This window comes from Leucobacter chromiireducens subsp. chromiireducens (assembly GCF_016758255.1).
Lineage (GTDB): Bacteria > Actinomycetota > Actinomycetes > Actinomycetales > Microbacteriaceae > Leucobacter > Leucobacter chromiireducens.
In genome coordinates this window covers 364302-383719 of the sequence record NZ_QYAD01000003.1, presented here as the reverse complement: position 1 = coordinate 383719, position 19418 = coordinate 364302, and the positions used below count along the sequence as shown (strand labels likewise).

Annotated in this window: 18 protein-coding genes; 8 read left to right on the top strand and 10 right to left on the bottom strand. The window is 63.5% G+C overall.

Features of this window, described 5'->3' with window-relative positions; genetic code table 11:
- The first annotated feature begins 18 nt into the window (after positions 1-18).
- Together D3226_RS10470 and D3226_RS10465 are read left to right on the top strand one after the other, a co-directional pair.
- Positions 19-843 carry an alpha/beta fold hydrolase gene (locus D3226_RS10470; protein WP_202382474.1) on the top strand — a complete coding sequence of 275 codons (825 nt, stop codon included), beginning with the start codon at positions 19-21 and terminating at the stop codon, positions 841-843.
- Positions 840-2270: a diguanylate cyclase domain-containing protein gene (locus tag D3226_RS10465; protein WP_202382473.1), complete on the top strand. Its 1431-nt coding sequence runs from the start codon at positions 840-842 to the stop codon at positions 2268-2270. The genes D3226_RS10470 and D3226_RS10465 overlap by 4 nt, the downstream gene beginning before the upstream one ends.
- On the opposite strand, the gene D3226_RS10460 is transcribed toward D3226_RS10465, so the two are convergent.
- A complete protein-coding gene (locus D3226_RS10460; protein WP_202382472.1) occupies positions 2267-2587 on the bottom strand; it encodes a hypothetical protein in 321 nt (106 codons plus the stop codon). The genes D3226_RS10465 and D3226_RS10460 overlap by 4 nt on opposite strands.
- A gap of 135 nt (positions 2588-2722) precedes the next feature.
- Between D3226_RS10460 and D3226_RS10455 the strand changes: the two genes are divergently transcribed.
- Positions 2723-3160 carry a DoxX family protein gene (locus tag D3226_RS10455; protein ID WP_202382471.1) on the top strand — a complete coding sequence of 146 codons (438 nt, stop codon included), beginning with the start codon at positions 2723-2725 and terminating at the stop codon, positions 3158-3160.
- Positions 3161-3165: 5 nt separating this feature from the next.
- Here D3226_RS10455 and D3226_RS10450 read toward each other — a convergent pair whose 3' ends face one another.
- Positions 3166-3396 (bottom strand): hypothetical protein, encoded by a 231-nt coding sequence (locus tag D3226_RS10450; protein ID WP_202382470.1) that lies wholly within the window; start codon positions 3394-3396, stop codon positions 3166-3168.
- A gap of 546 nt (positions 3397-3942) precedes the next feature.
- On the opposite strand from D3226_RS10450, the gene D3226_RS10445 reads away from it, so the two are divergent.
- The 4 genes from D3226_RS10445 to D3226_RS10430 all read left to right on the top strand — a co-directional run bounded on the left by D3226_RS10445 (position 3943) and on the right by D3226_RS10430 (position 11621).
- Positions 3943-4815, top strand: a complete 873-nt coding sequence (locus D3226_RS10445; protein WP_202382469.1) for a class C sortase — start codon at positions 3943-3945, stop codon at positions 4813-4815.
- A 119-nt stretch (positions 4816-4934) separates the two neighbouring features.
- Positions 4935-6452: a SpaH/EbpB family LPXTG-anchored major pilin gene (locus D3226_RS10440; RefSeq protein ID WP_202382468.1), complete on the top strand. Its 1518-nt coding sequence runs from the start codon at positions 4935-4937 to the stop codon at positions 6450-6452.
- A 122-nt stretch (positions 6453-6574) separates the two neighbouring features.
- The gene (locus D3226_RS10435; RefSeq protein ID WP_202382467.1) at positions 6575-9394 is read left to right on the top strand and encodes a DUF7927 domain-containing protein; all 2820 of its coding nucleotides are present in this window, start codon (positions 6575-6577) and stop codon (positions 9392-9394) included.
- A 418-nt stretch (positions 9395-9812) separates the two neighbouring features.
- The gene (locus D3226_RS10430; protein WP_202382466.1) at positions 9813-11621 is read left to right on the top strand and encodes a sigma-70 family RNA polymerase sigma factor; all 1809 of its coding nucleotides are present in this window, start codon (positions 9813-9815) and stop codon (positions 11619-11621) included.
- Positions 11622-12093: 472 nt separating this feature from the next.
- Here the strand turns inward: D3226_RS10430 and D3226_RS10425 are convergent, their stop codons facing one another.
- The 6 genes from D3226_RS10425 to D3226_RS10400 form a co-directional block, all read right to left on the bottom strand.
- Positions 12094-12450: a hypothetical protein gene (locus D3226_RS10425; protein WP_202382465.1), complete on the bottom strand. Its 357-nt coding sequence runs from the start codon at positions 12448-12450 to the stop codon at positions 12094-12096.
- Between the two features lie 284 nt (positions 12451-12734).
- The gene (locus tag D3226_RS10420) at positions 12735-13340 is read right to left on the bottom strand and encodes a hypothetical protein (RefSeq protein ID WP_202382464.1); all 606 of its coding nucleotides are present in this window, start codon (positions 13338-13340) and stop codon (positions 12735-12737) included.
- Between the two features lie 217 nt (positions 13341-13557).
- Positions 13558-14610, bottom strand: coding sequence for a M23 family metallopeptidase (locus tag D3226_RS10415; RefSeq protein ID WP_337248974.1), 1053 nt, complete (start codon positions 14608-14610; stop codon positions 13558-13560).
- Positions 14525-15523 (bottom strand): hypothetical protein, encoded by a 999-nt coding sequence (locus tag D3226_RS10410; protein ID WP_237462678.1) that lies wholly within the window; start codon positions 15521-15523, stop codon positions 14525-14527. Before D3226_RS10410 ends, D3226_RS10415 begins: the two co-directional genes overlap by 86 nt.
- Before the next feature lie 38 nt (positions 15524-15561).
- Positions 15562-16029 (bottom strand): hypothetical protein, encoded by a 468-nt coding sequence (locus tag D3226_RS10405; protein WP_202382462.1) that lies wholly within the window; start codon positions 16027-16029, stop codon positions 15562-15564.
- A gap of 79 nt (positions 16030-16108) precedes the next feature.
- Entirely contained in the window at positions 16109-16423 is a 315-nt protein-coding gene (locus D3226_RS10400) for a hypothetical protein (protein ID WP_202382461.1), read from the bottom strand.
- A gap of 39 nt (positions 16424-16462) precedes the next feature.
- Between D3226_RS10400 and D3226_RS10395 the strand changes: the two genes are divergently transcribed.
- Positions 16463-16639, top strand: coding sequence for a hypothetical protein (locus tag D3226_RS10395; protein WP_202382460.1), 177 nt, complete (start codon positions 16463-16465; stop codon positions 16637-16639).
- Between the two features lie 186 nt (positions 16640-16825).
- Here D3226_RS10395 and D3226_RS10390 read toward each other — a convergent pair whose 3' ends face one another.
- Both D3226_RS10390 and D3226_RS10385 read right to left on the bottom strand, forming a co-directional pair.
- A complete protein-coding gene (locus D3226_RS10390) occupies positions 16826-17755 on the bottom strand; it encodes a sce7725 family protein (protein ID WP_202382459.1) in 930 nt (309 codons plus the stop codon).
- A gap of 6 nt (positions 17756-17761) precedes the next feature.
- A complete protein-coding gene (locus D3226_RS10385) occupies positions 17762-18646 on the bottom strand; it encodes a sce7726 family protein (protein WP_202382458.1) in 885 nt (294 codons plus the stop codon).
- Between the last annotated feature and the right edge of the window lie 772 nt (positions 18647-19418).

The window sequence follows — 19418 nt, the reverse complement described above, 5'->3', positions numbered from 1 at the left end:
ACGCAAGGGGAGGCGACCATGGATGTATCGGAGCGCGTTGACGCGTCTGCCGAAGAAGTGATCAGGCGGAACGCGGTCACGGTGCAGGGGCCCGAGCGGGCGCCGGTCATGGTGTTTGCCCACGGCTACGGCACGAACCAATCCACCTGGGCGGGCATCGCTGCGCACTTCACCGCCGACTACCGGGTCGTCTTGTTCGACTACGTCGGATCCGGTGCTTCCGACCTCAGCGCCTACGACGAGCAGCGCTACGACTCCTACGACGGCTACGCGGCCGACCTCATTGAGGTGCTTGACGCGGTGGGGGCACGCGACGCGATCCTCGTCGCGCACTCCGCAAGCGGGATGATCGGAGCGCTGGCGTCGATCGAGCGCCCCGACCTCTTCGCCCAGCTCATCATGGTGTCGCCATCGCCGCGCTACGTGAACGACGGCGACTACGTGGGCGGATTCTCGCGAGAGGACGTGCTCGGACTCATCGACGCGATTGACGCGAACCAACCGAGTTGGGCCGCCGCGCTCGCCCCCGCGGTCACCGCACGGGAAGACCGTCCCGAGGTCACCGAACAGGTGCGCGAGCTCTTCGCCGCGACACCGCAGCGCGTGGCGAAGCACTTTGCGCGCGTGGTGTTCTTCAGCGATGTGCGGAACCGGCTGCACGAGGTTCCGACCCCGAGCGTCATCCTGCAGTCGGCCGGCGACATCATTTGTCCGCCCCACATCGGCGAGTACCTGCGTGATCGCATCCCGCAGAGCGAGCTCGTGCAGCTCGAGTCAGCGGGCCACTTCGTGCACCTGACGGAGCCCGAAATGGTGATGGGACGCATTCGGGCGGCACTGTGACGCTCGATCAGGATCTCCTGTGGGAGAGCCCGGTGGCGCTGCTCGCCGTCGACATGAATGGGGAAGTGCTCGCCCATAATCACGCGCTGCAGCGGTGGATCGATGGCACGGGGGACACCGGGCGCCTAGTCGGCCGCAACCTCGTTGAGTGGCTCACGCCCGCGGCCCGGCTGCTGTATGAGACGCGCGTGCTCCCGCAATTGTTTGAAACCGGCCGCGCGCGAGAGATCGTGCTTGAGCTTCGCGCAAGCGATGGCACTGCCCGCCCCACCCTGTGCAACGCGGATCTGCGCAGCTCGCCATCGGGTACCCGCGTGGTGCACATCGCCGCGTTCGACGCGAGTGCCCGGATCGCGTTCGAGCGCGAGCTCGTCACCGCCCGCCACGAGGCGGAACTCGCCCATGAACGACTCACCGTGCTCCACGGTGCGACGAGTGCGCTTGCCGTCGCGGCCGGGCTCGATGATCTCGGTGCGGCGCTCGTTGCGGCTGCCGCGCGGGCCACGAACGCAGCGTGGACCCGGGTGACGCTGCTGGACTATGAGGACAGCGGATCGGGATCGGGCCTGCGGAGCTGGGGCTCGGCGCCGCCCACCGAGGTGGAGCGGAGGTCTCTTCCGGAGCACGCCGCGCAGCTCGTATGTCATGACCCGGATGAGCTCGTGGCGTGCGATCCTGAGGCAGCGGAACGGCTTGCGGGCGACGGAGTCGAGGCGATTGTCCTCACCCCGATCGTGCGCGAGGTGTCCGACGAGCGGCCGGTGTTTGGCGAGATCCGGTGCTGGTTTCGTCGTCCTCGCGCGCTCGACGCCTACGAACTTGAGACGCTACGCTCCATTGCCGCGCAAGCGGAGCGCGTGCTCGAGCATCTCCAGCTCCAGGACCAACTGCGTCACCGCGCGTTGCACGATGGGCTCACCGGCCTGCCGAACCGAGTGCTGCTCAGTGAGCAGCTTGAGCGCGCGCTGATCGGCGCCGTGCACTCGGGTGAGAGCTGCGCGGTGCTGTTTCTTGACCTCGACGGCTTCAAAGCCATCAACGACGGCGCGGGGCACGGTGCCGGCGATGAGGTTTTGAAGACGGTGGCGGAGCGGTTGCGCGCGAACTCGCGTCGCACGGACACCGTTGGCCGGCTGGGTGGCGACGAGTTCGTGGTCGTGGCGACGGGGCTGTCCGAGTCGGACGCAACTGAACTTGCCGGGCGCGTTCGCGAAGCGATCCGCGTGCCGCTCGAGGGCGCTGCTGCGGGCTGGCCGCTGTCGACTAGCGTCGGCGTGATCCACTGGAATCCGGTGCTCCGGGGCGACGGTGAGGCGGCTGGTCTGCCGTCGGCGGCCGAGCTGCTTGCGGGCGCCGACGCGGCGATGTACGCGGCGAAGCGCGGCGGCAAGGACGCGGTTGTGCTGCGTCGCTGGCCGCTCTCCTAGTCGCGGTCCGACTCCGGGAACGGGGAGCCGATCTCCGCGCTCTTCTGATTGGGATCGTCGAGCAGCGGAGTGTGTGTCTGACCAAGCAGGGTCTGGTTCACCTCGCGAAAGGCATCGAGCGGTTCCTGCGTGCGAGTGGCGCCTCTCACCGTACGCACCACAAGCCCGATCCCGATCGTGCCCCACAGCGCGACTGTGAACCATGGGACCCACGGCGCTTCGAGCGCGAGCGACACCACCCAGCCGATGAACGCGGCGCTGAGGAGGGTCCACATGCCGATTATGAGGACTCGATGACGCGTCGTTGCGGAGCTCATGGCCCGCACGATACGCGCTGAACTGCGGAAAACCCTGGGGATGGCTGAGAATCCGCGAAGTCTCCGGAAGCGCGTTCGCGGAGTCTCTAGGCTCGAGTGCAAAGGTTGTCGCATCAACTAAACGAAAGTGGGAACATGACTACTGCTGCACTGTCCATCACCCGGTCGGCCTGGGGGCTCCTCGTACTTCGCATCGTTGCTGGCGGGGTGTTTGCCGCTCACGGTTTCCAGAAAGTGTTCGAGTTCACGCTCGCGGGCACAACGGAGGCGTTCTCCGGGATGGGCCTCCCCGCCGCGGCGGTTGTCGCGCCCGCGATCGCGGTGATCGAACTCGTCGGCGGTGTCCTGTTGGCGGCCGGAGCTCTGACGCGGGTGGTCGCCGTGCTGCTCGCGCTCGACATGGTGGGTGCCCTCGTGATGGTGCATGCGTCGGCCGGGCTCTGGGTGGACAACGGTGGGTTCGAGTTTGTGGCCGTACTCGGCGCTGCTGCGATCGCTCTCGCGCTGACAGGCCCGGGCCGCCTCTCGATCGACGCGCTCTTCGCGAAGCGCGCCGCCTCGTCCGAGGGCTGAGTCTCTCAGCTCTCCTGCCTGGCCTCGAGCGCGCCCAAGGCTGCGCCGCTGAGGAGGCGATCGGCGAGGTCGTCACCGCAGCCAATCACGGCGAACGCGAGGTCGGGCATTGAGCTCACGAACCAGGATCGGTCGTTCGCCCAGAGAAATGACTGATCGAAGATGCCGAGCTCATCGTCGACCAAGTCGAGGAACAGGCACTCGCCGAGAGCGGCTGCTCCAACAAAGTACCTCAATCGTGCGGACAGGGGCGCGAGTCCACGAGCGCGTCGTCAAGCGCGGCCATTTGCGCTTCGCTGAGGGGATTATCAGCGTGGTGCGAATGGCGGATGGGTCTGTTGCCTGCGGAGATCGTTTGTGCTCGTGGGTCTCTTTCGGTGGAACAGTGTGCGCCGTTCATTATGCGCAGATATTCCGTCAGTTTGCGCACATTCGGACCGAAAGTACCTCCCCTCGCCGAGGCTCGCGCTAGCGTCTAATTTGGAGGTCGACATCGGCTGGCGATGCGTCTGAAGTTCTGACCGCGTGGTTTTGATGGCGGACGTCGGTGGTGTGGGGAGACGGACACAGGCGACTTTTCGGCCGGAGTTCGGTGACAAAGTGGTTGCCCCTGGGCTGCGAAAGGTTCTTTCGGGTCGCGTCAGATTGCTGCGGCGGACCGTGTCTGAATGCATGAAGGTGTGCAGTGCGATGCGGAATGGGGAGCTATGGGGAAGCGTGCGCAGGCGGACGGATCCGGTCGGCCGTCGGGCTGGAGGCCGAGCGGGCTGACTTGGAGCATCGTGGTGCTTGCTATCGGTGGAATGGTCGCGGGGCTGTATCCGATGACTGCTGCGTGGGTGTCCTCCTATAACCAGTCCCAGGTGATCCGAAGTGCGGATCGGGCGCTCGACGCGATCGTGCCCGGCCGCGAAGAACAGCTCGTGGCCGCGCGCATGTATAACGAGGCCCTTGCTGCTGGAGTACGTCTGGAGGCCGGAGGGAACGTTCCCGTTGGAACGGGCAACGCGTCAGGCACCGACCTCCGCTATGAGGATCTGCTCGTCGCGAATGACGACGGACTGATGGCGAGGATCCAGGTCCCAGGTATTGGCGTGGACCTTCCCGTCTATCACGGGACCTCTGACAAGACCCTGCTCAGGGGTGCGGGGCACCTCGAAGGCTCGCACCTGCCCGTGGGAGGGGTGGGAACGCGCTCGGTGATCACCGCACACCGAGGCCTTGCGAATTCGACCATGTTCTCCAACCTGGATCGGGTGCGGCAGGGCGACACCTTTGTGGTTGAGGTTATGGGGGAGGTGCTGAGCTACCGTGTCACGGAGATCGAGGTGATCGATCCCAAAGAGACGAGTTCACTGCGAGCGCGACCAGGCAAGGACCTTGTGACGCTCATCACTTGCACGCCCCTCGGCGTGAACTCGCACCGAATCGTGGTGACTGGTGAGCGGACGACGCCGACGCCCCCCGCCGACCTCGGCCGTGCGAGGCAGGCGCCGCAGATCCCGGGGTTCCCGTGGTGGGTCGTGATCGGTGGCGGCGGTGTGCTCGTGGTCGGAGCCTATCTCGTGTGGCAGGGCCGTGTGGACGGGCGCCGCGCGTCTCGGCACGGTCAGGGGCCTGCGGGTGCACGGGAGACAAATGTAACGGATAGGTAACGGGCGTCAGATGTTGCGCTGCGGAGGTGTCTGAGTGAACGGACGCCGGAGGTGTGCAGGCCGGCGTTTTGGCATCAGAGCCTGAACGAGGGTTCTGTCTGAGGGAAGGAGACGTTCGGGTGACTGAACGCAACACGAAGCGGCGAATCGCCGCACTGCTCGGTACTGCGGCCGTGGGGATCACGGCCTTGATGGGAGCTGGCTCGGCCGCATTCGCGGCTCCCCAGAGCTACGGAGACATCGATTTCGATCGGGACGGCTCGCTCACGGTCCACAAGTACCTGCACCAGAAGACCCCGGGTGCGGGCGACATTAGCCAGGCTCCCGCGAACGGTGACTTCACCGATCCGGTGCAAGGCGTGGTCTTCACCGCGTACCCGCTCCTCAAGGACGGCGGGGCCATCGATCTCACCCGTGCCGGAAGCTGGGACACGCTTGCCGCCCTTACTCCCGGTGACGCCTGCACCGCACCCTCCGGATACTCGCTCGGCGCGCCGATCGTGCTGCCGACCACCGATAACACCGGTGCGGCGAACGTAGCGCTCCCGATCGGGGCGTACCAGGTCTGCGAGACGTCGGCTCCGTCGAACATCATCGATGCTGCTTCGCCGTTCATCGTTACGATCCCGATGCCGCATGAGACGGGCTGGGTCTACGACGTACATGCCTACCCGAAGAATGGTGAGGCGACGATCGAGAAGTCGATCGAGCAGCAGCAGGAGACCGGTCTCGGCTCCGTCGTAAAGTTCCCGGTGACCGCGCCGATCCCGACGGTCGGCGACGCGTGGACCGGCTTCGCGATCCGAGACACCCTCGATGCGCGTCTCGCGCCCGCCGCGGCCGCAGACATCGCGGTAACCGCGGATGGTGCGGCGCTCGACGTCTCGTACTACGAGATCACGATCTCGGGCCAGCAGATCACCATGAATTTCACCGCGGCTGGTGTTGCGTGGCTGAACGAGGGGCCGAACGCGCAGGCCGGGACGAAGATCCAGGTCGTCTTCGCTGGCACCGTCACCTCGCTTGGCAACGGCACGATCACGAACGATGCGCAGCTCTGGGTGAACAACCCGGGCTTTGATCCGAGCACGAACCCGCCGATCCCCTCGAACGAGGTCGAGACGCACTGGGGCTCCCTCGCCGTGCAGAAGCGTGCGGCCGGCACTACGGGCACCGAGGGACGCCTCAACGGCGCCGTCTTCGAGGTCTACAACGCCGTCGATCCCTACGCGGCTGACTGCTCGACGGCCGAGGCGACCGGCGACGCCGTGATTGTCAACGGCGAGACGAGCTTCGCCTCGCAGAACGGTGGCGTCATCGCCATTCCCGGTCTCTTCGTGAGCGACAACGTGAACCCCGTCATCGACGCCCAGCAGCGCTGCTACGTGCTGAAGGAGATCGCTGCTCCCGCCGGTTACGTCCTCCCCGCAGACCCGTTCACCGCAGTCGTGGTGAAGATTGGGCAGACCACTGTGTCGGACAACGTCGAGATCCTGAACACGCAGCAGGACGTCCCTGAGCTCCCGCTCACCGGTGCGGCCGGTCAGGTGACGCTCATCGCTGTCGGTGCGGCAGCCGTCGTTGTTGCGGCAGGTCTTGTCCTGATGAACCGCCGTCGCCAGTCGGCTGACGTCTAGTCAATTCGGGAGCTGTGCTGGAGGGCGTCATGAGGTGCTCTCCAGCACAGCCCTCCGCCCGTTGGGGCGGGGCAACAGAGATGTCGGTTGAGGTTGAGCGTGTGAGTAAGGAAGCATCGAACATGAAGACGAAACGGCGAGGCGCGGGTCACCGTGGGGCCGCGCGGCGGCAGCGGATCAGCGCGGGTGTTGCATTCGGAATCGCGCTAACGCTGCTGGGCGGGTCGATGGCGCCCGCGCTTGCCGTCGGCGACGAATCTGTACCCGGCGACGAGACGAGCACCACGACAAACGGGTCGGTGCTCGATGCCGAGTGGCAGATTAGCGAGGACGCGTCGAGCGATACCGCAGAGCGCCTCTCAGCGGAGGAGGCGGGCGAACCGTCGCACGAAACAGGGAACGGGCTGCCGGACGAAGCGGTCGATGAGCCGGCGGAAGTGCCGCAGGTGTCGCCGCTCGCCATTCCGCAGCCCACCGCGAGGACCGCGGTGATCACCGTCAAGGTCGGTGGTGATCGGAAGGCCGACGGTTCGGTAGCGCCCCTCGCCGGGGTCAGACTCGCCCTTCACGGCGCTGGGACCGGCACAGGCGGAGGCGGCGCAAGCGGTGCCGGGACGATTCCCCAGCAAGGCTCTGCGGGTGCGCGGTATAACGCGGCCTGGAGCTGGACCACCTGCACCTCCGACGCCGACGGTGACTGCAGCTTCGAGGTACCGATCCGGAGCGGAGCGATCTCGAGCTCGGGCGTGCCCCAGGACACCCGGTTCTGGGTCGTTCAGGAGGCAGCGCCGGGCGGCTGGTACATGAACCCGAACGTGCGGATCGGGACGTTCGGCGCCTCTCCCGAACTGACGTGGCAGTATCGCTTCCGCACCGATACTCGGCTGCGGGCGGGGGAGACTTACTCCTCGACGACAGCCATGCCCTGGAACACCACCGCGGCTGACCCGGACCGATACTTCATGAGGAACAGGGTCGACGCGAACACGGAGGACTGGTACGCCGCAAACGTCGGGCGCACTACGGGTGTGTGGAACCAGTCGCGGGAGAACCCACCGATGATCGGTGGATGCCCGATCGATATCGCGCTGATCGCCGACACCTCGGGATCGTTGGGAGCGACGGGCATGACCGGGCTCAAAGATACGATGTCGTCTTTCGTTGCCGCTTTCCAAGGGACAAACGCACGTATGGCGGCGTTCTCTTTCTCGGACCTGTCGCCCGGGAACGGTGCGAGCAACCATCCGACGCTCATGCCGGTCACCACTTCGGCGCAGGCCGCCGCGTTCACCGCGCAGTTCGCGTCCTGGGTGCCGGGTGGCGGCACCAACTGGGACGCGGGTTTCGCAGCGGTGGCGAACGCACAGCCGCATTACGATCTCGCGATCCTGCTGACGGACGGCAACCCGACCGTTCTGCGGGACAACCCGGGATCGGGGTCAAGCGCGTACAACTCTATCCAGGACGTCGATGCCGGAGTGTTCTCTGCGAACCAGCTCAAGCAGGAGGGCACCCGCGTGCTCAGCCTCGGTGTCGGTCCCGCGCTCACCGCCGCGAGCGAGGCCAACCTGCGGGCAGTGTCCGGCTCGGCGAAGAACACTGATTATTTTCGAGCAGGCAGCTTCGACGAGGCCACACAGGTGCTGGTCGAGCTCGCCAAGAAGCGTTGTACCGGCAGCATAGGCGTGCAGAAGCTCATCATTCCTGAGGGCGGCACCGTCTCCGATGCCGTGCCTGCGCCGGCAGGCTGGGAATTCGGGGCTGAAACCGCGACTGACGCGGCGCGTCTCACCCCGGCGGCACAGACCACGGTTGCCGGCGGCGACGGCAAGGTCGACTTCGGCTTGAGCTTCACCCCTGGCGTACGGAGCGTCGGTGTGCAGATCCATGAGGTGCAGCAGGACGGCTACGCCCATGTGCCTGTCGGCGGGCAGAACGCGGTGTGCGTGAACCGGAACAGCGGGGCGCAAGTCGCCGTCACTAATTCGGGCGACGCCGCACGGCCGGCTTTCGGAGTGGCGGCGAACGAGAACGAGCGGATCGAGTGCAAGATCTATAACCAGCCGAAGTCGCCGGGCGTGATCGACGCGGTGAAGTCTTCGGACCCCGCGTCGGGAGCAATGGTGTCGCCGGGCCAAGAGGTGAGCTACACCCTCACGTTCACGAACTCTGGCGGCCAGGCCGCCCCCGTCGAGTATGACGACGTGCTCAACGGCGTGCTCGACGACGCGGATCTGATCGGTTCGCCTGCCGCACAGTCGCCTCTCGACGCGAGCTACGATTCGGGCACCCAGCGTATTCGGGTCACCGGGACGCTCCCCGCTGGGGAAGTCAAGACCGTGACCTATCGCGTGAAGGTCAAGGAAGAGCTGCTGGAGACGAGCGACGGCCGACTCGGGAATTTCATCGTGAAGACCGGGGAGGAGCCGCCGGCCGAGTGCGAGCCGGAGGACCCGCACTGCACCGAGCACCCCGTGGTGGCCACGCTCTCCTGGAGCAAGATCGACGGAGCTGAGCCGGCGAACCTGCTCAGCGGATCGACGTGGGTCCTCACACCCTACGATGCAGCCGGGCAGCTCGTCCCTTCCGCGGCGGTCACCGTCGAGGATTGCGCGGCGGAGACCGAGGCCGAGTGCACGGGCGCGGACACGGACCCGCGCGCTGGGAAGTTCCGTCTCGAGCAACTCGCCCCTGGGCGGTACTCCTTGACGGAGACGGTCGCCCCGCCCGGGTACCAGTTGCTCGACGTACCGATCGAGGTCGTCCTGAACTCGAACCTCGCCCTCGGTGGGATCGTGAACACCCAGTCCGAGGTTCCCGTGCTGCCGCTCACCGGCGGACTGGGAGCGTCGTCGATCTTCCTCGGCGCCGCGGGCCTCGGCACGCTCGTCGTCCTCGGTCTGCTGCTCCAGCGCCGTCGTTTGATGATGGAGCGCGCATAACGGGGGCCGGGAGGCTCGCAGCCGGTCGGTCTTTCCCCGTGCGGGGGAGGGCCGACCGGCGCTTGGGTGTTTCTCTGGGCTGCGTCCGACCGGACGTGTGCGGCCCCGCGCTCGGGCTGGTGGTCGAGTTCGAGGACTGCCCGCCGAGAGTGATGGGGGGACATCTCGGCGGGCAGTCGTCGGGCGGCCCTCGACACGAACTCGGAGTTCGAATGGCGAGGGAAGATCCGCTCCACGCAGGAGCACAGCGCCGGGGGAAGGCATCTGTTCTCCTGCACCTCTTGAGACACCTCTTGCCCCAGGAATCTGACGCGGTGAATACGAAGTTTTCTGGCATCTCGCGCTCTGCTCGGCCATGCATCTGTCGGGCGGCGCACCCAACCGAAGCAGATGGACGCGAAGTGAAAGGGCTCCACCGTTGAAGAACATCGATCCTGCTCAGGCCTCCGATATCGCCCTGGTCGAGCTCACTCGGAGCGGCGTGAACGAGGCCTACGCCGAACTCTGGAAGCGGCACGCTCCCGCCGTTGTCACGGCCGCTCGCTACTTCACAGGATTCGATCCTGAGGATGTCGCTCAGGAGGCGTTCCTGCGAATCCTGCAGCAGATCCAGGCCGGACGGGGCCCGGATACCGCGTTTCGGGCCTACGCGATCATGACGGCGCGGAACGTCGCAACGAACATAGCTAGGGATCGGAAGAGCACCGAGATCACTGGCGTCGATGACAGCGCATTCGAGGCCGCGAGCGCCGAGCTTCCCGGAACCGAGGCCCAGGTTCTCGGGAGCGCCTTCACGCAGCAGGTGTTTACGTCGCTGCCGACTAGGTGGCAGGAGGTGCTCTGGTACCGGGAAGTCGAAGATCTGCCCGTGCAGGAGTTCTCGACCTATCTCGGGATGACGGAAAACGCCACCTCTGCGCTCCTCAAACGCGCGAAGGAAGGCTTCAAACAGGCGTGGATCGCAGCTAACCTCGAACCGGTGGCCGGGCTGCCGCCCGAGTGCCAGTGGGTAGTCGACAAGCTGCCCCAACTCGTGCGAGGGAAAGCGACGGTCCACACCCGCCGGCGCGTGACCGGTCACTTCGAGACGTGCGCGCGATGCGCGATTCTGGCGGAGCAGTCGGAGCACCTGCACTCTCGCTTGGCGATGGTGCTCCTCCCCGCGCTGCTCGGCGGCGCTGGTGCCACCGGATACCTTGCGTCAACCCAGTGGAGCTCCGTGTCGGCGGCGTCTTCGCTGCCTCCGTTTGTGGCGCCTTCAGCTCCGCCCGCGCTCGCTCCGCTCGCCCCGGGGGACCCCATGGCGACGCTCGTGGGGGGCTCAGTACCGAAGATCGTGGGCATGCCGCTCGCTGCGCTCGCGGTGGGTGCGCTCGCGGTTTCAATCTCGTTCACCGTCGCGGCCTTCCCGGGCTCATCGCCAGCTGCCGTTGAGGTCCAGGCCGAAGGGCCGAAGCGCCCCCAAGCCGCGCCGAGCGAGCGCGACGCGGGGCGCGACGAGCCGAGCGGTCAGCACGACGGTGCGAACGGTGAAGGCGGTCGTGCACCGGACGCCGTCGGGCAGAGCAGCGACGATGGGGCCACCGACGAGGAGAACCTGGCGAATGACGGTGACGGGGCCTCGGAGAAGAACGGGGCGGAGACTGGTGGCGCGGTCGACCCGGTCCCCGCGCCGACTTCGATTGTGTATGCGCCACTGAGTGGCATGCCCATCGACGGCGTTGAGCCGGGAGTGTTCCCTCGGTTGGTCGGTCTTGGCGCGTCGCAAGCGACGATCGATCTCACCTTCATTAACGAGCACGGAGAGACCGCCACCCGCACGGTAGCTGCGGATCTGCAGGGCCGGTGGGCCACGAGTGCGGTTCCGCTCATGGGGCAAGTCACGGTGACTGGCCGGCAGGCGTACACGATAGCGGATGGCGATCGTGTCGACGCCGAGGTGGTGCTCGGCACCTTCGCCGTCGGTTGGGGCCTCGACATGGAGGTCGAGATCGAGTCCGCCCAGACCACGCGCATCCGTGTCACCGGCTTCGCCGGGGGCACGAGGAATCAGGTCGTCAACATTGAATCTACGGCGGTCGGGACTCTCGCCGCGCGGCAGGCCGCCACGGCGCCCGGTGAGGTTGTTCTGGTAGTGCCGTACGCTCGCGCCAGCCTCGGCGACCTGTATTACTGGCTGGGAAACACCTCGGTGGGGCCCCGCCGCGTCTGGTGGCATCAACTCTGAACGTCCGGTTGCCCGATCTCGATGAATGCGAAGACAAACGGGAGGGGCGCCAACCTCCACACGACGATGAGCGCAGGGCCCGGCGCGATAGGAAATGCTCCCGCGCGTGAAGCCATCGGGCGCAAGCCGTCACGGCGTCAGCGTTCAGGCCAGAGCGATAGCGATAGCTGGGGGCTGGGGGGCGATAGTCCGATAATTGGTCACCCATGTGTGCGGAGCCTAGATTCGGGGATCCATCCAACGCGACTGTGCCCACAACCCGATTTGCTGCCTGACTAATCTGTCGCCTCAATGTGCATCAGACCCTAGTTGATTCAGGAATCTCCGAACTTGACTCCCATCAGGCAAACATATGGCTCGGGGGCTTGCTCGCTCCACTGCTTTCTGTGGAGGTAGTGCTGGAGGGGCAAGCTGACCCCTTAGCTAGGTTTCGCCGCGAGAGGCAGCGGTACGCGACGGCCTGTATTCGGACTTACGGCGTCTCCTCAGGGGCGTCCTCGATCGTATAGCTGAGGAAAGTCGTGAGCGGAACCCAGGAGACAAGTCGTCCAGTTACGTGGCCGTCCTCAAAATCGTAATGTGCGCCTCCGAACTCGCCTTGTAGGTCGACGCGGAAATGATTCGGCCAATTCTGAGTCTGGGTAAAATGCCTGATCCGGGCATAGATAGCGTCTCTTATGACGGTGTAGGCAAAGCTCCAGTTGTCTTCCACGACTTCTACTGACTCGCTCTTGACGCCCGCCAGGTCAACAATAAGCGGTTCATGCAAAGTGGGTGCGTGCAGCGTCACATCCGCTAAATCGCCTGGCAGGACCGCCGTGAAAGTCACCATCCGTACGGGGCGCGGAGCCCTGGCGTCTCCGGGGGCAACCCCCCATCCCGTTGTGACTCTCTCGAAAGAGTCGCCTGAAGGGCCGGTGGAAAGAAAGACCGTCCCCCGGCCATTGTCGGCGATCTCTTTGAGGACTGGGTCTTCCGTTTCAGCGCAAGTCATCGCAAGCACTAGTTCGACCTCTCCAGTACAAAGAGTCAGAAGAAGAAGGTCATGGTAAATGCCTTGTGCTTCTCCCAGAGGTACGCGCAAGTAGTCGGTCGCTGGGAGGCCATCAAACCTTAGGTGCATGCGATTGTCTTCACATCGGAGTAGAAAGTGCCTGAGTTGAGTCCTGTGTATTGCACATTCCATTTGACCCTGTACTTGTACTTTTTTCCACCCAAGCAGCTGTAGTCCTTGGAAAGCGCGCCGTAAGAGCCCCAACGGTCAGGTGTTGAAAAGTTTCCGTGCACTGTAGAAAAGGAATTGCTTCCTACGTTTGCGCGCTGGAGAGAACCATTGATGTACCAAGGAAGGTACTTCTTGTCCGGGGTGCCTGTGCAGGTGTTGTTCGCGCCCCATTCGATGTAATTACTTACCTTGCGGAGTACGTATGCCCCCTGGCAGCCGACGCCGATTCCAGCAGCCTTTGCGGCAGTGTTCTCGTGGTCGCTACCCGAGCCCGCACCTGGAAGCTGGTAAGTAAACCCGCCCTCCGTTACCTGAACATCAAAGATCGATTCTGGGTATTCGGCGGGCGCCGGGACAAACGTGGATACCGGGGGAATCTCAGCTGATACTGATTCAGCTGTAGCAAAGGCTGATGAAGGTGCAACTGTCGATGCTAAGAGACCGGCGACCGCTACCGCGATGATGCCGGATGTTCGCTTTGAAGCTCGAATCATTTCTTCCCCGATCGTTCGTTTGGTTGGAAACGCCAGACGCAAATCGGCCTGGTGGCAAGTGCCCCGAAAGAGAGAAGGCTCTCCGGAGTCACCCCCCACAGTCTGAATAATCAAACAGCGTTTTCCATGCCTCGTATGAGGTAGGCCAAAAATGAAACTCTGTGCACAAAATGGAAGGTTCCACAGAGCTGTCGTCCCTAGATACCTGCTCGCGTCCCTACGTTGGGTACAGAGAGCAGCCTCCCGTGCACTCACCCATCAGGATCCCAACCTGCCGCATGAAGCGGTACGCGGGGATGAAGTTCCCCCACGCCTGGGGGTTTGGTCCCACGCGTACTTCAAAGTGGAGATGAGCGCCCTCGACGCAGCTGCCCGAGGCCCCCGAGTACCCGATCAACTGGCCAGCTTTCACACTCGCTCCTGGCTGCACCGCGAAGCTGGAAAGGTGCGCGAAAACCGTTGTGTACTGAGTATCGTGCTGCACGCCGAGCACCTTCCCACCGCACACTTCCGACAGATCCCACGTCTTGCCCGCAGCAGGCGCATACACCGGCGTCCCCACACCGACGTGGACATCCATAGCGCCACCGGAATGGTTCGGGTAAGTCGCCCAGGTCTGCATCCCGATAGGGTTCGCCCAGCCGCCCACCACCTTCGGCGGCGTGCCTCCGTCGCCCCCACCGCCACAAGTTGAACCAGCTCCACCGATTGCTCCGAGGACCGCATCAGCGTCCTGCGCGCGCTTCTCGTACGCGTCAGGGAACGCACTCACCTGAACGCGCTGCGCGGCCACACCCAGGGGAAGATCCTCCCACCCGGGAACATCAAGGAGACCGCGCGGGCTCCCACCATTTGGCCCTGACGGGCCACCAAAGAACGCCTTTGCGGCGTAGGCCGGCGTCATGAGCTCTGACACGGTGCCCCAGCCTGCCGAGGGGCGCTGCTGGAACACTCCCACAGAGTCGTGGTCAGAACCCGGTGTGCCCTGCTGGGGGAGCCCGAGAGACTCCGGGACAGTCGAGTTCGCGAGGTTCAGGAGGCCTGACTCTACAAGCCCGACCATGATCGCGATCTTGACACCGTCATGACTGATTCCGAGTTCACCTGCCACAGACCGAATCGTTTGCGCGTTGCCCAGCAGCTCGCTGGTGAAGCCGCCGGCGTCCCCAGGGACCGGGCACTCCTCAGCATTGTTTCCGGCAAGGGCAAAGGCCATGCTCCCGATGATGAACACCGGAAGCATGGCGATCGCAAGCACCAGGGCGAGCACTCCGCCGATGATGCGGCGCCCAGTCTTTGACTGAGCTACTTGGATAGCGACTTTCGCCGCGACAGGTGCAGCCATGAGCTAGTAGTTCGTCCGCCAGCCGACCGGGTACTTCGTCATCAGCGTTGCCACCGCGCACTCGCCCCCAACGGCTGGGGGGGGGGTCGCAGTAGATCCCGAGCGCGACTGGGTACCGCTTCGACGTCGTACTGTCTGCGGTCGTGGTAGTGGTTTCCACGCGCACCCAGCACAGCTCGAACGAGGCTTCCGGGTCGATATTCACCTGCAGTGTGCTCGCCGGCTCCGTCCACGAGGCACCCTCGGTGTACTTCACCATTTCAGCCTGGTTGTACACCTCGAGCGCGCGCGATTCGAGCTTCGCCCCATAAGACGCGAACCCGGCAAACGACGCAGAATCCCCGGGCAACCACCACCATCCCGTTGGCGAGTAGTTCATTTCTGCCGTGATTTGTGGGTACGCGGCGATCAGCTCGTCGATATTCTGGGCCTTCCCCGTGAAGTCTTGCGAGATGAGCCCGTCACCTGCGCCGACGTAGTTCTCCGATGGGCGGGTGACGCGACTCAGCGCTTCCTCTCGGAACTCTTCAACCGTCCCCGCTTTCGTGGTGTCGACCGACATCAGCACCTGCGCGGCCGCGGCAGCGGCCACTCGCGGATCTGTCGTGATCTCCATCTCCGCAAGACCATCAGCGCCCAAACGCAGTTCGGGAGCCTTCACGTCCCCCTTCTTCAGCCCTTCCTGTTTCTCGGGTTCAGCTTCCTCTTCCTGCGAAGTGTTCTCCTGCGGGGCCGGCTTCTGAGCTTGTGGGGACTTCTCGCCGGGCCCAATGATCACTCCGACGATCACTGCGATTGCCGCGATCGCGAACGCTGCGGCGCCGGCGATGACGAGCATCTTTCGCCAGTTCTTCGGCTTCTCGGACGGTGAAACTGTCACTGTTCTGCTCCATTTCGTACGGTGGGGGGTTCACTTGAAGAGCTATCTGCTGCCTCAGACATCGCGAAGTCAGCTGCGAGCTCCATTGCGAACTCTTCAGCGGTAACCGACCACGTTGCCGACTCCGGCCGTTCCACGTCTGCCCATGCCTGCACTGTCGGCCGATGGTGATCAGCCTGCGTGCAACCCGCGTTGGCAGTGAGCTCCGTCATCCGGTGCTTCCAAAGCCCGAGCTGATACTGGAAATCAATCGGTGCGCTTGCCGGTGGCCCAAGCTCCAGATTGAACTGCTGCTGTTCGCGGTACTGGTACAGCGCGAGAACCTCATGGATCATCTCTTCGTGCAGATACCAGCACGGAACGACGATCTGCGGCTTCAGCATGTAACTGCGCACCAGCTCCGGCACCCACGGGATGAGCTTTGACAGCAGGATCTCGGAACGCTCCGCGTCGTCGAGCTTCATCCAATCAATCGGAAGCTCCGCAACCGACGGCGCGGGCAGCGGGGCAGGAGGTGCAAGATCCTCGGGGCGGATACCGCGCTCACGCACCACGACGCACCATCCGATCCCACACCGACGGCTGCACAACTCGCTGCGCGTCTGGGTGGGCGCGCATCACGCGCAAGATTGCGTGCTGTCGCTGGTCTCGGGTCAGCCCCGACTCCCGCCAGAACATCATCTCTTCCACCGCAGGGTCCCCGGGCGACAGAGTGACCTCGAGCCGGGGCTCTCGGGCAGTCATCCACTGGATGATGCTTCCAATCCCAACCGCAACCGCTAGCCAGCCGAGCACACTGGCAATCTTCCCCATGGGTATTGCGTTGTACGCCGCGATGAACGCAATCAAGGCGGCCACAAGAGAAGGAAACGCTCTTCTGACAGTCGACTCCGCAAGATGCAGCCCGTCTCGGTAGACAAACTTTGCGCGAACGCCAGCACGGCGGCACCGCTCACGGAGGGTTTCGAGGTCGCGATGTTGCTGCGCATGCTCCAAGATCTTCCGGACCACGTCTTCGGCGCGCTGATCGCTTGCGACCCGTCGCTCCTGTGCGCGGACTACTCGGCGGTGTGAGAGTGCGTACTTGTTCATGCCACACGAGACCTGGTGCTGCGCAGGTCTAGCGCCAAGTCAATCTTGTGTACTTTGCCAAGCTAATTGGCAGTAACGACAAACCCAGTCAGAGAGAGGGACTTTCTGTTCAACGAGCTGATGGAAGTGAGTACAACCATCAGACCCGTGAACGCGGCAGTAGTGACTCTAAGGGTAGTTCGCCAGAGTCTCGATGTGGTGATTCATTGAGTAGCGCTTGAGCGATCCGAGACCCGGGTAGTGCGGGCCCGCTGCGCATCGCAGAAAGCTATCCAGCCCCGCTGTGGAAAGAACGTAGGAAGCTGGTGAATTCACGTGCGCGACCAGTTTGGCAACCGCTTGGTCAAACTTCGCCCCAGGGTCTGCTCTGGTCTCGTTGTCGTCGGAGACGAAGTGACGGATGTGCATTCGGTCTTGGTCGTTGGGGTCAATGCAGGTGAGGTGAATCGCGACAGCGTAGGCTCCACCACCGCCGTCTTGAAAGTAGTCGCCCTGGATCAGGTAGTCGCCGAAACCATCAAATCCATCATTTTGATACGTGAGATGCAGCGACGAGAACTGTTCGACATCCGGGTAGTCTCGATTGTTCGTTCTAGTGAATCCATCAGCCACGATGACACGCGTTCCAGACAGGAAGGACTGCCGATACAGGGAGTCTGTCTTCTTGTCTTCGAAGACGTGCGTTAGGTCTCCTTGGAAATTGGTGACTTGTTGGGCCAAAGCGGGCCCATTCGTGAACCCTGCGTGGATAAGGGCGACTCTTCGCCCCTGGTGGCGCGTTAGGAACGCGAGAACATCCGCGAGCGAGGTGCTCGCGGTGAGCGCCATGGCCGGGCTGCCGGTGGAAGCATTCGGGTACTGCTGGAGTAGTGACTCGACGGCTGGTGTCGTGGGGCGATTTTTCCCGTGGCGGGAGTTAACGATCACAAAAGAGCTGCAGCCGTTCTCCGTGAGTGCGTCGAGTGCTCTTTTCAGGTCGTCGAGTTTTGCAGTGACGGGCTCAACGATTGGCACGAAACCTGATGCCGCCATCACAGCGGCGCTGTCGCGAACAGCTAGTAGCTCAAATCTCTTTCCGCGCAGAACCGGGTAGTACAAGACTCATCACTTCCACTTCATCACCTCGGCCAGTGGGGTTTCCATCGAACCGAGCAACTTTTCCCATTGGGATTCCTTTTTGAATCCTAATGGAAGAACTGCTGCAATCAGTGAATCTGGCAAAGATGGGATGAGTTGTTTTAGCGGAGAGAGGCTCCGACTCGACTTCAGCACCTCAACCAGGGCAGAGTGAAGTTCCACTGGGTCTATGCCCTTGAACAGTGAACGAATGCAGCCACGAATCTTAGTATTTGTAGTGTCTGGGGCCTCGATTTCCATACGCCGCAACACATCGAGTGCTTCTTGGAGACGAAGAGCGTCGAGAACGGCGGAGGGGTCAATGCGTTCGGGCGTTGGAGCTGCCGGTCGGATCTCCGAGATCCGCCCACGTGCAGTGAGCACTGCAAGTCCCACAGACGCATCGACCAGTTTCTCAACCTTGAGCAGGTGCTTCTGATCTGTGAGAACTGTCGCTGCAGCAAAGACGCGACGGTAGTCGTCCATCTGTCCTTGAAGGCGTGTGAGGGAGTCACGCTCTGACTTGAGCTCGTAGACCATCGCGGTGCCATTTAGAAGAACAAGATCCGCCCTCGACATGCCGATAGAGAACTCAGAGAGCATGGAAGCTGTGTTTAGGGTGTGGTGTCCGAGGAGCTTCTTGCGGACAACCGCATTGCGGTAGACGTAGTCGTCTCTTAGTCCGCGTTTTTCGAGAATCTGGTAAGCCTGATCAAACGCTTGACTGAGCGTGCAATCTTGGTGGGACGCAGAGAAAACCCCGGACTGTGACATGCGGCGCGCTAACGCCGTTGATTCGCCATTCGCAGTGAGTTCTCGAATCACGGTTCTCGAGAACATCTTGGAAAGCGCAGCAGCATTAACAACCGGCATGACGTCCCTTAGAACGCTGCAACACTTTCGCTAGCTGACTAGCAACCACAATCCGGCTCCCACATCTCGCCTATTCTTCCACGATTCTCGGTGTATTCGTTCTCGGGGCAAATGTGGCCATTCGTTTGCGGACACGTCACCGATATATGCACGATTCGTCTGAAAGCGCAGTTGCAATGAAGTCCCTGAATTAGCTCGCGATAGCCCTATCTAACCTGGTGTTCGACAACGACCCACGGTTTCGACATCTAGCCGCGCCCCTCGGAGAGCGCACATGTGGCGCCGGGACGAGCCGTCACAGAGGCCGGCCCTTTCTCTTGCTGGGCTTCGCCCAGTTTTCTTGCCGTGAAGCCTTCGGCAGCATACGAACGTTCCGTGCTCCACCTGGCCGCACGCCGAACCGCTTCGCGCCCCGGCTTCACGCAGCGTGCTCGCATGTCTGCGCCACGCTGGCCCACCGCTACGGTCATGCTCCGCACTCCACGTCTCCGCAGGCACATTCGTGCCTTCACGGCAAGAAAACGTGAGGGGGTTGAAGACCCAAGACCCAAGACCAAGCACGCAGGAGGCGCACCATGCTCGAAGAAATCGGTCCCATCGTGGCAGCAATCACGATCCCGACCCTGTGGGCGGCCGTGACGTACCGCTGCTGGATTCTCCCGGCACTGAAGAAGGGGGCATAGCAGTGGCCACCCAGCTTGCCTGGGACGGTGCGCCCCTCGGCTACCACGAGGAACCACGCACACCCGCAGAGCTTGACGCCGCGTGGGAG

Bases quoted from the DNA above. Each gene is read 5' to 3' on its own strand.
- D3226_RS10470 (WP_202382474.1), top strand. From the start codon at position 19: ATGGATGTATCGGAGCGCGTTGACGCGTCTGCCGAAGAAGTGATCAGG.
- D3226_RS10460 (WP_202382472.1), bottom strand. From the start codon at position 2,587: ATGAGCTCCGCAACGACGCGTCATCGAGTCCTCATAATCGGCATGTGG.
- D3226_RS10455 (WP_202382471.1), top strand. From the start codon at position 2,723: ATGACTACTGCTGCACTGTCCATCACCCGGTCGGCCTGGGGGCTCCTC.
- D3226_RS10435 (WP_202382467.1), top strand. From the start codon at position 6,575: ATGAAGACGAAACGGCGAGGCGCGGGTCACCGTGGGGCCGCGCGGCGG.
- D3226_RS10420 (WP_202382464.1), bottom strand. From the start codon at position 13,340: ATGATTCGAGCTTCAAAGCGAACATCCGGCATCATCGCGGTAGCGGTC.
- D3226_RS10410 (WP_237462678.1), bottom strand. From the start codon at position 15,523: ATGCTCGTCATCGCCGGCGCCGCAGCGTTCGCGATCGCGGCAATCGCA.
- D3226_RS10405 (WP_202382462.1), bottom strand. From the start codon at position 16,029: ATGAAGCTCGACGACGCGGAGCGTTCCGAGATCCTGCTGTCAAAGCTC.
- D3226_RS10395 (WP_202382460.1), top strand. From the start codon at position 16,463: ATGCAGCCCGTCTCGGTAGACAAACTTTGCGCGAACGCCAGCACGGCG.
- D3226_RS10385 (WP_202382458.1), bottom strand. From the start codon at position 18,646: ATGCCGGTTGTTAATGCTGCTGCGCTTTCCAAGATGTTCTCGAGAACC.